This window comes from Pedobacter sp. SL55, from assembly GCF_026625705.1.
Classification (GTDB): domain Bacteria; phylum Bacteroidota; class Bacteroidia; order Sphingobacteriales; family Sphingobacteriaceae; genus Pedobacter.
In genome coordinates this window covers 1,793,907-1,809,074 of the sequence record NZ_CP113059.1, presented here as the reverse complement: position 1 = coordinate 1,809,074, position 15,168 = coordinate 1,793,907, and the positions used below count along the sequence as shown (strand labels likewise).

The window sequence follows — 15,168 nt, the reverse complement described above, 5'->3', positions numbered from 1 at the left end:
TGCATAATAAGGTAATTTTTGTTTGCTTTGTTATGCACTTAACCAACAGTATTGAACAAGAAAACCACCATTTACGATATTGCCAAAGAGCTAAATGTGACTGTTTCTACGGTTTCTAGGGCTTTAAGCGGTTTTCCGGCAATTAGCGATGCAACTAGAAAAGCTGTTATTGAGGCTGCCGAGAGATTAAATTACAGTCCCAACAAACTGGCTTCGGCTTTAAAGTCTGGTCGTACTTACATTATTGGTGTTATTGTACCAAGTGTACAAGCTCATTTTTTTGCTTCAATTATTCATAGTATAGAAGAAGGCTTAAAAGACAGTGGTTATCGCATCATTTTATATCAATCTAACGAATCTGTTGCTTCAGAAATTAACGGCGTAAAAACCTTATTAGAAGCTCAGGTTGATGGTATTATGGCTTCACTTTCTTTAGAAACAGAAAACGTTGAGCACTTTGAAGAGGTAATTAAGCAAAATAAACCACTTATTTTATTTGATCGCGTACACGAAAAATTAAAAGTACCCACCGTAACACTAGATGATTTTAAAGCTGGATATTTAGCCACCCAACATCTCATTAATCAAGGTTATAAAAACATAGCCTACGTTACCACTGTGCATCAAATCCGTATTTTTAGCGAGCGTTTAAAAGGTTATAAAGCGGCATTGGCCGATCATAATTTACCAGTTAACGAAGAGCATATCATTTTAGGTGGTTTATCTATTAAAGACGGAAGATTTGGAGCAGGCAAATTAATTCGATCAGCAAATAAACCAGATGCCATTATTGCCGCTGATGATTTTACCGCACTGGGTGTAATTCAAAAACTAAAGGAAATTGAAGAGCCAATGCCAAAAATTGGTGTAATTGGTTTTGCCAACGAAGCTTTTTCTGCCTACATTACCCCTAGCCTATCTACTATAGATCAACATCCTAACCAAATGGGGGCACAATGCGCCAAGCTTTTTTTAAGTACTATTCAAAAAAAAATGGTTTAAAAATCGAAAATATCGTTATCGATCCTTCTTTAGTGGAAAGAGAATCAACTAAATTCTAAGAAAAACCGAACTCAATTTCAAAAATTTTTTCAAAATATTTGACATTATCGATTTAACAGCTACCTTTATGCAACCGTTTGCATAAACCAAATATAAAAATCACATCAACATGTATTTATTAGGCATTGATATAGGTACTTCTTCCATAAAAGTTGCAGTGGTAGATGCCGCCACCCAAAAAAGTATAGCCACTGTTCAATATCCAGAAGAAGAAACAGCCATTAAATCTTTGGCTCCTGGCTGGGCAGAGCAATCGCCTATGGATTGGTGGCACAACACCCAACAAGCCATACTTAAACTAAATGCTTTGCGGCTCTTCAATCCAAAAGAGATTAAAGCCATTGGCATTGGCTATCAAATGCATGGCTTGGTAGTGGTAGATCAAAATCAGGAAGTATTAAGAGATTCTATCATTTGGTGCGATAGCCGAGCGGTTGAGTTAGGCAATCAAGCTTTTGACAGCATTGGACACGAAAAATCACTTGCTACTTTACTCAATTCGCCAGGAAACTTTACGGCATCTAAGCTAGCCTGGGTAAAAGCAAACGAGCCTGAAATCTATAGTAAAATAGACAAGATGATGCTGCCTGGAGATTTCATTGCAATGAAACTTACAGGAGAAATTACCACCAGTATTTCGGCGTTATCAGAAGGTGTATTTTGGGATTTTAAGCAAAACCAAATTTCTGAAAATGTGCTAAACCATTACGGCTTAGATAGCCATGTAATTCCAGAAATAAGACCATTATTTTCATCGCATGGCCAAGTAAGAGAAAGTGTGGCAAGCTTGCTAGGTTTAACAGCGGGCATCCCAGTTGCTTACAAAGCCGGCGACCAGCCCAACAATGCTTTATCATTAAATGTACTACAACCCGGAGAAGTAGCGGCAACTGCGGGTACATCGGGCGTAATTTATGGGGTTAGCGATCAACTAACTTACGATAAACAATCGAGGGTAAATACCTTTGCCCATGTAAACTACAGCGCCGAAGAAGTTAGAACAGGTGTTTTGTTGTGTATCAATGGCACAGGCAGCATGTATCGTTGGGCTAAACACACTTTCGCTCCTTATTTAAGCTACAACGAGCTAAACCACATTGCAGCGCAAGCTCCTATTGGCAGCAAATCGTTAAAAGCGCTCCCTTTTGGTAATGGCGCAGAGCGGATGTTGAATAACAAATATACACGTGCACAGTTAATTGGCATCGACCTCAATACACATACGCAATCGCATATTTTTAGAGCTGTGCAAGAAAGTATCGCTTTTGCTTTTAGGTATGGCTTAGACATTATGCGTGAAAACCAAATGCAGCCAAAAGTAATTAGGGCCGGCAGAGCCAATCTATTTTTAAGCGATTTATTTGCCCAAACTTTTGTTGACCTAACCAATGTGCCCGTAGAACTATATGACAACGATGGCAGCGTGGGAGCCGCTTTGGGCGCTGGTGTTGGAGCAGGAATTTTCAGCAGCCCAGCTGAAGCTTTTACCAACCATCAAGTATTGAAATACATCGAACCAAAAAACACCCAAGCATACGAGCCAATCTATCAAGACTGGAAAGAAATATTAGTTAGACAATTAGAGAGCTAATGGTTAATTGACAATGGTTAGTGTTAAATAACAAAAAGACTATCCAACATCAACTATAATTTATCAGCCAAAACATTAAAACAACAACAATGACAAAAGTAGTTAAAGGAGAAAAAGAATTTTTTAGTGGTATAGACCAAATCCAGTACGAAGGTTTAGAAAGCCATAACCCACTTGCTTTTAGATGGTACGATGCCAACAAAGTAGTAGCAGGCAAAACTATGAACGAGCATTTTAAATTTGCTTGTGCGTACTGGCATTCGTTTAATGGCAACGGAGCAGATCCTTTCGGTGGGGCAACACATATTTTCCCATGGGATGCAAAGACTGATGCTGTAGAACGTGCTAAAGACAAAATGGATGCTGCTTTTGAATTTATCACTAAGATGCAGCTGCCTTACTACTGTTTCCACGATGTGGATTTGGTTGACTACACCGATAACGTTGTGGAAAATGAGCGTCGCCTGCAGGCAATTGTTGATTACGCCAAACAAAAACAGGCAGAAAGTGGTGTTAAATTACTTTGGGGTACGGCAAATTTGTTCAGTCACCAACGTTACATGAACGGTGCGGCAACCAATCCTGATTTTCACGTTTTAGCCCACGGTGGCGCACAAGTGAAAGCAGCTTTAGACGCAACCATTGCTTTAGGTGGCGAGAACTACGTTTTCTGGGGTGGCAGAGAAGGTTACATGAGCTTGTTGAACACCAATATGAAACGTGAACAAGAGCACCTAGCGAAATTCTTGCATGCAGCTAAAGATTATGCCCGTAAAAATGGTTTTAAAGGCACATTCTTTATTGAACCTAAGCCTTGTGAACCATCCAAACACCAATACGATTACGATGCGGCAACGGTAAAATCTTTCTTGCAACAATATGATTTATTGGAAGATTTTAAATTGAACCTAGAAGTAAACCACGCCACTTTAGCCGGCCATACTTTCCAACACGAGCTACAAGTAGCTGTTGACAATGGTTTGTTGGGCTCTATCGACGCCAACCGTGGCGACTACCAAAATGGCTGGGATACCGATCAGTTCCCTAACGACATTAACGAACTTACCGAAGCCATGCTGATTATTTTAGAAGGTGGCGGCTTACAAGGCGGTGGCGTTAATTTCGATGCTAAAATCCGCAGAAATTCTACCGATCAGAAAGATTTATTTTATGCGCACATTGGTGGCATGGATTTATTTGCCAGAGCACTAATTACCGCTGATAATATTCTCCAAAAATCTGATTACAAAAAAATTAGGACCGACCGTTATGCCTCTTTTGACAGCGGAAAAGGTGCCGATTTTGAAAAAGGTAATTTAACGCTAGAAGACCTAAGAAACTATGCTGCAGAAAACGGAGAACCAGAAGTAAGAAGTGGCAAACAAGAATACATCGAAAACTTAATTAACAGATACATTTAATTTTTCCTTAGCGTACACTTAGCAATGCGCTAAGTGTACTTTTAACACGCAAACTATTGTTTTTATAATTTACGAACAATACATTTGATTGTTAACAAACAACCTAACCTCAAATAAACCAAAACTAAATGAACAGTAATGTGCTAGATATAAAGGACTATATTGTGTTCTTTGTATATTTTGTAATTGTTGCAGCTTATGGCTTCTACATCTATTACAAGAAAAAATCAAAAGTATCAGATTCTAAAGATTATTTCCTTGCCGAAGGCTCCTTAACGTGGTGGGCAATTGGGGCTTCGCTAATTGCTTCTAATATTTCTGCCGAGCAGTTTATTGGAATGAGTGGTAACGGCTTTACCATGGGGCTTGCCATTGCAACTTACGAATGGATGGCCGCAGCAACTTTAATAGTGGTAGCTGTATTCTTTATTCCAGTATACCTAAAAAACAAAATCTACACCATGCCGCAGTTTCTACACCAGCGGTATAATGGCACCGTAGCTATGATTATGGCCGTTTTCTGGCTGTTATTGTATGTAGTGGTTAACCTTACTTCTATCTTGTTTTTGGGAGCATTGGCCATTAGTAGTATATCTGGCATTAGTTTAACCGCTTGCATGATATTTTTAGCGGTATTTGCGGTAATCATCACTTTGGGAGGCATGAAAGTAATCGGTTTTACAGATGTAATACAGGTTTTCTTTTTGATTTTAGGAGGATTAGCAACCACTTACCTAGCACTTGACTTGGTAGCGAAACATTTTGGTACTGAAGGCGCAGTAGAAGGTTTTAAGTACATCACGCAACAAGCCGATAGCCATTTCCACATGATATTGAAACAAGACAACCCACATTATATCAGTTTACCAGGTTTAACAGTATTATTTGGCGGTATGTGGATTGTGAACTTGAACTACTGGGGATGTAATCAGTACATCACGCAAAGAGCTTTAGGTGCCGATTTAAAAACAGCTCGTAGAGGAATTTTATTTGCTGCTTTTCTTAAAATATTAATGCCTGTTATTGTGGTACTTCCAGGTATTGCGGCTTATGTACTTTACCAAAACGGTTATTTCCAACAAGAAATGATGGTAAATGGCGAACTGGTGCAAGATAAGGCTTATCCTGTATTGTTAAACTTATTGCCATCTGGTTTAAAAGGACTTTCTTTCGCCGCCCTTACTGCTGCCGTTGTAGCTTCATTAGCGGGTAAAGCGAATAGTATCGCTACTATTTTCACTTTAGATATCTACAAAAAAGAATCAACCCAGAGGCTGATGAGAAAAAACAAGTTTGGATAGGACGAGCAACCATTGTAATTTCGATGTTGGTAGCCGTATTAATTGCGCCATTTTTAGGCATCGATAAAAAAGGTGGATTTGAGTTTATACAAGAGTACACAGGTTTCGTATCTCCCGGTATCTTCGCCATGTTTATCTTAGGTTTCTTTTGGAAAAAAACAACCAGCAATGCAGCGTTATTTGCTACAATCGGAGGTTTCGCTTTATCGGTTATCTTCAAAATAATGCCTAAGTGGGTAGATTTAGAATTTTTAAACCCTATGGGTTTCTCTAAACAGGTATTACAAAAAGATGGCAGTTTAATCTACGAAATTCCATTTTTAGATAGAATGGGATTTGTATTCTTATTTGCGGTATTGGGCATGTACATCATCAGCATACTCGAAAACAGACGAGGTATTGTGCCAAATGGCTTAGAAGTAGATACCAAAATGTTCAGAACCGACTCTAAATTTGCCGTTGGGGCATTGCTAATTATCGGAATTATTGTTGCGCTTTATACCGTTTATTGGTAGATCAATTATTATAACTTCTAAAAGCATCCAAAATTTGGATGCTTTTTTTTATGGAAAAGTATTCCCAATTTCATCTGTTTACCAAACAAAAGTTAATATTCGTAACTTATGCTATCTCTCATAACAAGAGAGAAAATTTATATTAATGTATTAAACATAAAAACGATGAACATGAAACTTAAACATTTAGCGTATGCATTTTTAGCACTTCCATTAGCATACAGTTGTAGCCAAAGTGGCAATAACCAATCGAGAAATGATAAGGCCAAAGTTGTTGATACCATTACACAATGTTACACTTCTGCCTTTGAAGGCGACAGTGCGCTGCTAAAGCTTAAAATTACGGATAGCACTAAAGTAGAAGGAGATTTGGTAATCCGCTATGCGCACAAACCAAAAAACGAGGGAATTGTACGAGGAGAATTTAAAGGCGATACACTTTATGTAGATTACAGTTTTAAAGTTGGAGAGGGAGGTAACGAATTTTCCAATCCCTTGGCTTTCTTAAAAAGCGGAAGTAACTTAAAAATGGGAGTTGGCGTAATCGAAACTACCTTAGGCAGATCTTACTTTGTAAAAGACAAACCCATCAATTTTGAAAAAGGAAAATTTGATTTTTCGTTAACTGAATGTAAATAGCGTGAGTTCGGGTTAAGTGTATTTATAATTCTTCAGAAATTCGCATTGAACGTATTTTTTTAGCTCGCCGCCACTGGGCTCTTACTTTTTTTCAGAATTTCTTTATGTTTTTAATTGCCTTCAAGCTTGCTTCGCAGGTTGACCGCAAAAAGTAACAAAACCGGAGTTTACGGAGCTCATCAGCTTTGCTGATAAACTCTCGGTTGCTTATTTATTCAGTGTAGCTTTTGTTTTTAATTGTCTTCATGCTTGCTCCGCAGGTTTCTTTCAAAGAAAATGCTTTGGCTCATTGGTGCGGCCCGAAAAATAAGAGACCGAAAATTAGCTGAACGAAGATTTGAAGCGCTATCGCTAGCAAATAGCATAATTTTCTTATCCCGAACCCACGTTAAATAGCGATTAAACAGTAACGGCCCCAAAAATTTGGGGCCGTTACTGTTTTCATATATGATGTACAGCTTAGTAAAGTGTAAACTCTACCCTTCTGTTTTGTTGACGACCTTCGGCCGTTTTGTTAGATGCAATTGGTTGGTCTGGGCCATAACCTGTTGCTTCAATTCTAGAAGCGTTAGCACCTTGAGAAACCAAGTAAGCTTTTACAGACTCTGCTCTTTCTTTAGATAAACGTAAGTTCAACTCTCTAGAACCGGTGATATCTGTGTGACCAGCTAGTTTTAAGCTAAAGTTTTTCTCTACCAATAAAGCAGCTACTCTGTTTAAGGTTTCGTAAGATTTAGAACGGATAGTTGCTTTACCCAAATCGAACTCTAAGTTAGAAATCGCATCTTTAACTACTTTACGATCTGCCTCGGTAACAATTACTCTTTCTGTAACTTGTGGTGCAGGCACTTTTAAAGGACAACCAGAACCATCTACCACTGTACCAGCAGGTGTGTTAGGGCACTTGTCTAATTTGTCTGCAACTCCGTCTCCATCGCTATCTTTCAATAGGTCGCTCATTTCGGTACGTAGTTTAGCATTTTCTGCTTTTTGAGCATCTAAATCAGATTTTAACGCATTAGCAGTGTTTTTTGCGGCTAAAGCTTCTTGATAAGTTGCTGCAACTGGGCTGTAGAAAGCTAATTGTTTTCCACCACCTAAAGCAAACTCTAAACCAGCATAAGCATAGTTGTATTTATCGTTGTTACCTCTTGCTGTATAGCCATCAAACTCGTCGCCATCAACAAAGTTAATTGTCCAACCTAAATCAAAGTTAACACCTTCTGATAAACGGAATTTTGCACCAACACCTACTGGTACCACAAATTTATTAACGGCATCACCAGTTATTTCAGTAGTAGATCCTGTAGGTACCACGGTTGTTTTGTAGTTTACCAAACCACCTCCAGCTAAAGCGTACAATTGTGCATTGTTACTTTGGCTAAACATGCTCCAGTTTACCATGTTTACTTGCGCACTTAAGCTAGCCGAATATCTCAAATCGGTTTCATAAGATGCAACTGGACTAGCCATTACGGTTCCGTCATTAAATGGCTCGCTGTTATCTCCCTTTACTTTGCCTCTAACTCCATCTAAACGTAATGCAAAACCTGGCGTAATTTGCTTTTTGATATACAAACCATAGCCTAAGCTAGATTTCCAATTTGAGAAGTCGTTTTGACCACCCAGAGGCGAAACACCAGTTAACGCACCACCATTTAATCCGATAGACCAAGTTTTAAAAGATGGTTTTGTGCCCATTGCTTCTTGAGCTTCTGCACTGTTTCCAATGATTAGACCAGCTAATGCAACTGGGAAAATTTTTAAGAAATTTAGTTTCATAATATTTACTTTAATAAGTATCTGTTTAATGCTCACAGATTGTCAATAGATGTACCAAACGAAATAGCATTATTGTTACAAAACACAAAAAACATTGATTTACAAATACTTATATTGAATTTCAAAATAATTAAAACAAAAGAAGTGTGTGCTTTGCTATACACTTATAAAAATTGAAACCTAAATAAACGGACAAAGTGGGCATTTTATTTCATGTCTAATCTTTTAAAGTTTCGAAAATTTTAATCATAAAAAACCTCGTAAGTTTAAAAAACCTACGAGGTATAGATAAAGGAAATTGATCCAATAGCTAAATTTTTATTACTCTCAAAGCTGTACTACCGTTTGCTCCATCTAACTTTATAATATATATGCCAGAAGACAGGTTGGATAAATTAAGGTTAATAAGCTCGTCTTTATTGCTAATCTTACCATTTAACACTACATTTCCATGCATTGCTGCCAAACTGTAATGGCTATAAACACCAGGCTTTAGTGCAATGGCTACTTTATCTTTAGCTGGATTAGGATAAACATTTGCAGTAGGAGTAGAAAAGCCTGTTTTTACTACCTGTGTAGCTAAGTAATTTATCGTTCCGTCTAAATCTTCTTGATGTAGTTGGTAATAGTAAGTACCTTGGGCAGCTAATTGATCGGTAATACCGTAACTTTGTGGTCCTACTGTACTTTCCGAACCTTTAACCTTGGTAACCAAACTGTAGTTTTCTCCATCTGTGCTGCGGCTAATAATGTATTGTTTGTGATTGATTTCGGAAGCAACCTTCCAGCTAAGTTGCACCCCATTTGTAGTTGCTTTTGCCGCAAAGCTGATAAAAGACACCGGCAAAACCGTGTAATACTCTACTGCACCAATATCGATGGTACCATTTTTACGAGCTCGCCCGTTGAAATCAAGTGCGGTACTATTCTCGCTATCTACACCAGCATCTTTAGCCGCACTAGCATTACCTGGCGCTAAAAAACTTGTGTGCCCAAGCGTGGTATTAATAAAAAGAGGGTTCATGTTAGTTTTATTATTTGTACCGTTCTCTGTATACGCAGTTTGTTGAATGAGATTATGATTTATTGCCCCAATTAATAAAGGATCGATAATAAAAAAATCTATAGTGGTCTTATTACTGTTGTATTGCGCCACGCTACCAAAAAACAGGTTATTGTATAAATACGTTTTTTTATCAGGATAATCTGAGCTAGTGCCTACTGCCGAAGCGAATATACCTGCACTATAATTTAGCGTGCTACCATAAATATTTCTATTATCGAAAAATGTGTTATTGCGAAAAACAGCACCATAGTTTCCATTTTGAGAACCATAGGCTGCTCCATTAGAAGTAGAAGCATAATTTTTGTGAAAAATATTATTCAAAAACGAGGGTCTACCGCTATAATTATAAACGCCTCCTCCGCTATTCCCCATAGCAGTATTTTCAGAGAATAGACAGGCAGTAAACACAGGTGTGCTTGATCTTACATCTACAGCTCCCGCCCTTGTATTACCCCTATTAAGCCTAAATGTACAATTTGTAAATAACGGACTGCAATCATTAGTTGCACCACCATTTATACCTACAGCACCACCAGAACCTCCAAAATTTTCTGAGAAAACGGTATTGGTTACTATTGGACTACTAGCTAAAACGATAGACATACCAGAGCCATAATTAGCCCCTGCCGATTTAGGTGTTGCATGGGTGCTGTAATTTTTTGTTACTACACAATCTTTTATTGTAGGGCTACTTGTATTGATATAAAAACCACCACCGGCACCATCTGTATCAAAATTGGCTCTATTAATGGTTGCGGTAACATTAGAAATCACGAAATCGGCACCAGAGTTTAGAATATACATACCACCTCCCAGTCTTCTATCAATAATTTCTCCATTAATTGTTAAGGTTGATGCTGTAGTTGCTGAAGCATCTCCTTTTGTTATTGTAAAGCCATCAAAAATTGTAGTATGAGTTATACCAATGGCCAATACCACATGGTAAGCATTGTCTGCTTTATTAAGTGTCATGTAATTTGTTGCATTTGCGGTAGTTTCTGCTACATCATTACCCGCTAAATCTCCACTTAAAACGGTTAGGTTAACCGCTGTACGCTCGTTTTCATTAGCCTCTGTACCTGTAAAACCACCAAAAACGCTCACTCCATTTTTAAGCACAAAAGCATAATCTCTGCTACTTACCATACCTACGGTATTGGTAATGCTACTTGGCAGGTAAGTTGCCGCTTGCCACAAAAATTTTATCGCCAGCAGTTGCTGCATTAATTACTTCTTGCAAATTATTAGATGCATTGCTCCAACTAGTGGCTGCGGCCCCGGCAGTACCGTCTGTTTTTACATAATAAGTAGTTTGTGCATTAGCGCTTATTGCGAATAGGCATACGATTAAAATTTTTAGATAAAGGTTTCTCATACATTTAATTTTATGGTTATTTATTTGGTTAAAATCTTGGTAAAAGGTTAGCATAAGCTGAAGTTTATAGGACAAACTGTAGCACATCTTTTTATAATTTTGACGAATGCCTACAGAAAATCCCAATTTGTAAATTGGCCTTTTACAAGCAGTTTTTTCTCTTATAAAAAAGAAAGTTTAAATTTTGAAATGGTACTGTTGAGGAAATAGCGATGGCTATTGATTGGTTAATTTTCATACAAAGTGGGTTTTTTTAAATGGTTAAAACAAATCTAAACGCATGACTAATTAATAGGGTTCGTTTTTGTACGAAAATGGTTTGGTTTTGTACAATAGCTTATTTAGCGTAAGCCATGGACCTTAAAACCTTCTGTGAACTGGCTGCTGAAGCGGCTGACAATAAAACACCAGCACACAAATACTAGATTTGGGAAACCGCTAATTACAAATCCATACCGCTTCGGATATGCAAACCATGTACAGCGAGTAATGTACCTTTCGAAGAGCGAAAACAGCTGCAAGTGTTATTTTAGCACAGACCTTTGTAGATTAAACCCGATGGAAATGGAAAGCCCGCAAGCGAGGTACGAGTGCGGACTTGTAATGAACAGCGGGACTAACCCTTAATTGATTTCAGAAAATTGCTTGTCAAAAAAATGTTTAAACAAAAAGCGGGATTAACGGTTGTTGATCCCGCTTAAACACTACACAATAAATTTTAGCTTACCAACCTCCAGCGGTATCGTCGCCTCTTGGGTCGGCACCGGTTTGGTAAAGGCCTGTTTTAGTTACCAAAATGGCATCTACCCTGCCTATACTGTTACGTTTATAAAAAGTATAACCTTTTGCTTCCAATTTCTGCTGTATTTCTGGTGTCAAAGCATTGGGTTCAATATCAACCCTATCTGGCAACCATTGGTGATGAAATTTCTTGGCATTTACTGCTTGCTGCATATCCATACCAAAATCTACTACGTTTAATATCGTTTGAAAAACGGATGTCATAATGGTAGAACCGCCAGGCGTGCCCACTACCATGGCAAGCTTTCCGTCTTTTTCTAAAATAGTTGGAGTCATGGAACTGAGCATGCGCTTATTTGGGGCAATGGCATTTGCTTCGTAACCAATTAAACCAAAATAGTTGGCTACTCCTGGCTTTACCGAAAAATCGTCCATTTCGTTATTTAATAAGAAGCCTGCCCCCTTTACTACCACATAATTGCCGTAAGAGGTGTTAATAGTTGTGGTTAACGATACGGCATTGCCTTCTTGATCTACTATAGAGAAGTGAGTAGTTTCTTCACTCTCTTTTATCGCAAATTCGCCCGCTTGTATCTCGGCACTTGGCGTAGCCTTATCCCAATTTAGGCTAGCCATTCTATTTTTGTTATATGCAGGTTCTAAAAGTTCTTTTTGTGGCACTTTCCAAAAATCTGGATCGCCTAAATGCTTTGCTCTATCTGCATATACTCTTCGCTCTGCCTCTACCATTACCTGCGTAGTAGAATCTGCATTGAAACCCCATTTAGAAAGCGGATACGCAGATACTGACTGCAACATTTGTACTAACGCGATACCACCACTAGAAGTTGGGGGCATGGTAATTACTTTATATCCTTTATAATCGCCTACTATGGGCTTTCTCCACGCAGCGTGGTAATTTTTTAAATCTTCTTTTGAAATTAAGCCACCGCCCCTTTTCATTTCGGCCTCAATAAACTCGGCAACTTCGCCTTCGTAAAAACCAGCCCTACCTTTATCGCGAATTAACCGCATGGTATTTGCCAACTCTGTTTGCACCAATACATCGCCAGTGGCCCATTCTCCTTTTTCTTTAATAAATACTGTACCCAGCGGATTAAATTGCTGGAACTTACTTCTCAGTCTATTTAATTCATTAGCCTGCTGTTTGGTTAGCTTAAACCCATTCTTGGCCAGTTGATAGGCCGGCTCAACCAACTCGGCCCACTTTAGTTTGCCATATTTTTTGTGCAGTTCAACCATCCCGGCAACGCTTCCTGGTACACCCGCTGCTAAATGGCCTTCCTTGCTTTTTTCAGAGATCGGATCACCGTTTACATCCAAAAACATATCCCTACCGGCCAATGCTGGTGCTTTTTCTCTAAAATCCATAGAGGCAATTTTGCCTTTAGCAGAGCGATAAATTAAAAAACCGCCGCCGCCAATGTTGCCAGCGTTTGGATATACTACCGCTAAGGCAAATTTTACGGCTACCGTTGCATCTACCGCATTACCACCTTTTTTTAAAATTGCTACACCTACTGCCGTAGCTTCTGGATGGGCAGATACTACCGCACCATTTTTAAATTCTTGTGCTTTTCTTTCAAATCCCTTGGCATTTTCCTTTGATAAAAACTCAAAAGCTTTTACATCTTTTTCCTTTTCTACCTGGGCATTAGCGTAATTAAAATTTAATGTTAAGGCTGCCGCAAATAATGAAAAGTGTTTCAGTTTTTTACTTAGCCTCGGGTTGATAGTTTTCAGCATCTTTATATATTTTTTCTATAGTGTCTTTATTTTTTTCGAGGATTACTTTACGTTTTAAACTTAATTTAGGAGTTAATTCGCCACCATCTATGCTCCATTCTTTTGCCAACAAAGCAAATTGTTTAATCTGTTCCCACTTACCAAACTCCTTATTCGCCTCGTCTAACAATTTATGGTATTTCTCTTGAACATCCTTATTATTTATCAAAGTATCATGATCAGTATATTCAATTCCTTTAATTTTACACCAAGCTTTTAACGCTTCAAAATTTGGCACTATCAATGCCGATGGAAACTTTCTGTTCTCTCCAAGCACCATAATCTGTTCAATTAGCGGTGCTTCTTTCACTTTATTTTCAATCATCTGCGGAGCCACGTATTTGCCACCCGCAGTTTTAAACATTTCTTTTTTCCTATCGGTAATTTTTAGGTAACCATCTGTAAATTCGCCAATATCACCAGTATGGAAAAAGCCCTCGTTATCTATTGCCTCATCTGTTAATTCGGGTTTGTTATAGTAGCCTTTCATTACATTATGGCCTTTCACTAAAATCTCTCCATCTTCCGCAATTTTAACCTCTACACCTTCAATTGGTGTACCTACCGATCCGAATTTAATGGCATCAAAGTGGTTTACCGATATTACCGGCGAGGTTTCTGTTAAACCATAGCCCTCAAAAACGGGTAAACCGGCAGCCCAAAATACTCTTGCCAATCGTGGGTTTAAAGCTGCCCCACCCGAAATAATTACTTGGATATTCCCACCTAAAGCTTCCTGCCATTTCTTAAAAACCAATTTTCTGGCAATGCCCAACTTAAAAGTATACCACCAATTTTTATCGGTATCATATTGCTCTGCTAAGCTTAACGACCAAAAGAAGATTGCCTTTTTAACACCGGTTAGCGTTTTTCCTTTCTCCATTATCTTATCATAGACTTTTTCTAGCAGCCTAGGGACCGTAGAAAATCCACTTGGCTTTATAAATTGAATATCCGCTACAATGGTATCCATACTTTCGGCGTAATAAGTGGCGATATTCAAATAGGCATATAGATAAGAAATCATTCGCTCGAAAATATGCGACAATGGCAAAAAGCTCAGTGCATGAGTTACATTGGGAGGAAGCAATACCGCAGATTTTTTGAAATTCTGCACTAAGTTATCGTGGGTTAGCATTACTCCTTTTGGTGTACCAGTGGTACCCGAGGTATAAATTAGGGTAAGTATATCATCTGGAGTTACCGCCTCTCTATAACTTTCTAAATCTACCTCTGTTTTCTTACCAATTTCTACCAGTTCTTGCCAATGATTAGCACCCTCAACTTTGTTGAAACTGTAGATCTTAACCTCATGCTTGATATCTGCAACTACCTTTTTTATTTTTTCGAACAACAGTTCGTCGCCAACAAAAACCACATTAATTCCTGCATCTTCAATAATAAACTTCACATCGTGCTCTGCCAAAGTGGGGTATAACGGAATTTGATAAGCTCCAAGTTGCATAATTGCATAGTCGCCAATGTTCCACTCTGGCCTATTTGCAGACATAATTGCTACCCTAGAGCCTTTACCAATTCCTAAAGTGGTAAGGCCTTTACTTAAATTATCGGTTACTTCACAAAACTGTTGTGTACTATATTTTAGCCACTCACCGTTTATTTTACCGCTAATGAATTCGTCTTTTGAAAAATTCTCTTGGTTATATTTGAGAAGATCGAAAACTCTTGTTACTGAAGTTGACATACAATTGGCATTTATATTGGCTAAATATTGAAAAACAACCCTTTGAGGTTGTACAACAGCCTAATTTAAGGCTTTTAAATTAAATTATTACTATGCAAGCATAATTTTTTCAATTACCCATGATTTAAAACAAAAACAATAAATACACTCCATTGTTGCTCGAA

Annotated in this window: 9 protein-coding genes and 1 pseudogene; 5 read left to right on the top strand and 5 right to left on the bottom strand. The window is 38.2% G+C overall.

Annotation, left to right across the window (positions count from 1 at the left end; translation table 11 throughout):
- The first annotated feature begins 51 nt into the window (after positions 1 to 51).
- From OVA16_RS08210 to OVA16_RS08190, 5 genes and pseudogenes are all read left to right on the top strand, one after another.
- Positions 52 to 1,002: a LacI family DNA-binding transcriptional regulator gene (locus OVA16_RS08210; RefSeq protein WP_267764783.1), complete on the top strand. Its 951-nt coding sequence runs from the start codon at positions 52 to 54 to the stop codon at positions 1,000 to 1,002.
- Between the two features lie 169 nt (positions 1,003 to 1,171).
- The gene (locus OVA16_RS08205) at positions 1,172 to 2,653 is read left to right on the top strand and encodes a xylulokinase (protein WP_267764782.1); all 1,482 of its coding nucleotides are present in this window, start codon (positions 1,172 to 1,174) and stop codon (positions 2,651 to 2,653) included.
- An 89-nt stretch (positions 2,654 to 2,742) separates the two neighbouring features.
- The gene (gene xylA, locus OVA16_RS08200) at positions 2,743 to 4,074 is read left to right on the top strand and encodes a xylose isomerase (RefSeq protein WP_267764780.1); all 1,332 of its coding nucleotides are present in this window, start codon (positions 2,743 to 2,745) and stop codon (positions 4,072 to 4,074) included.
- Positions 4,075 to 4,202: 128 nt separating this feature from the next.
- Positions 4,203 to 5,890, top strand: a pseudogene (locus OVA16_RS08195) (sodium:solute symporter family transporter).
- Between the two features lie 171 nt (positions 5,891 to 6,061).
- Positions 6,062 to 6,529 carry a hypothetical protein gene (locus OVA16_RS08190; RefSeq protein ID WP_267764779.1) on the top strand — a complete coding sequence of 156 codons (468 nt, stop codon included), beginning with the start codon at positions 6,062 to 6,064 and terminating at the stop codon, positions 6,527 to 6,529.
- Between the two features lie 459 nt (positions 6,530 to 6,988).
- Here OVA16_RS08190 and OVA16_RS08185 read toward each other — a convergent pair whose 3' ends face one another.
- The 5 genes from OVA16_RS08185 to OVA16_RS08165 form a co-directional block, all read right to left on the bottom strand.
- Positions 6,989 to 8,311, bottom strand: coding sequence for an OmpA family protein (locus OVA16_RS08185; RefSeq protein ID WP_267764776.1), 1,323 nt, complete (start codon positions 8,309 to 8,311; stop codon positions 6,989 to 6,991).
- Between the two features lie 310 nt (positions 8,312 to 8,621).
- Complete coding sequence (locus OVA16_RS08180; RefSeq protein ID WP_267764775.1) at positions 8,622 to 10,574, bottom strand: T9SS type A sorting domain-containing protein; 1,953 nt, start codon at positions 10,572 to 10,574, stop codon at positions 8,622 to 8,624.
- A complete protein-coding gene (locus tag OVA16_RS08175) occupies positions 10,543 to 10,752 on the bottom strand; it encodes a hypothetical protein (protein ID WP_267764774.1) in 210 nt (69 codons plus the stop codon). Before OVA16_RS08175 ends, OVA16_RS08180 begins: the two co-directional genes overlap by 32 nt.
- Before the next feature lie 723 nt (positions 10,753 to 11,475).
- Positions 11,476 to 13,260: a gamma-glutamyltransferase gene (gene ggt, locus OVA16_RS08170; protein WP_267764773.1), complete on the bottom strand. Its 1,785-nt coding sequence runs from the start codon at positions 13,258 to 13,260 to the stop codon at positions 11,476 to 11,478.
- Complete coding sequence (locus OVA16_RS08165) at positions 13,229 to 15,004, bottom strand: AMP-dependent synthetase/ligase (protein WP_267764772.1); 1,776 nt, start codon at positions 15,002 to 15,004, stop codon at positions 13,229 to 13,231. The genes ggt and OVA16_RS08165 overlap by 32 nt, the downstream gene beginning before the upstream one ends.
- Positions 15,005 to 15,168 lie beyond the last annotated feature (164 nt).

Coding starts and splice junctions, on each gene's coding strand:
- xylA (WP_267764780.1), top strand. CDS start 2,743: ATGACAAAAGTAGTTAAAGGAGAAAAAGAATTTTTTAGTGGTATAGAC.
- ggt (WP_267764773.1), bottom strand. CDS start 13,260: ATGCTGAAAACTATCAACCCGAGGCTAAGTAAAAAACTGAAACACTTT.
- OVA16_RS08205 (WP_267764782.1), top strand. CDS start 1,172: ATGTATTTATTAGGCATTGATATAGGTACTTCTTCCATAAAAGTTGCA.
- OVA16_RS08165 (WP_267764772.1), bottom strand. CDS start 15,004: ATGTCAACTTCAGTAACAAGAGTTTTCGATCTTCTCAAATATAACCAA.
- OVA16_RS08190 (WP_267764779.1), top strand. CDS start 6,062: ATGAAACTTAAACATTTAGCGTATGCATTTTTAGCACTTCCATTAGCA.
- OVA16_RS08175 (WP_267764774.1), bottom strand. CDS start 10,752: ATGAGAAACCTTTATCTAAAAATTTTAATCGTATGCCTATTCGCAATA.
- OVA16_RS08185 (WP_267764776.1), bottom strand. CDS start 8,311: ATGAAACTAAATTTCTTAAAAATTTTCCCAGTTGCATTAGCTGGTCTA.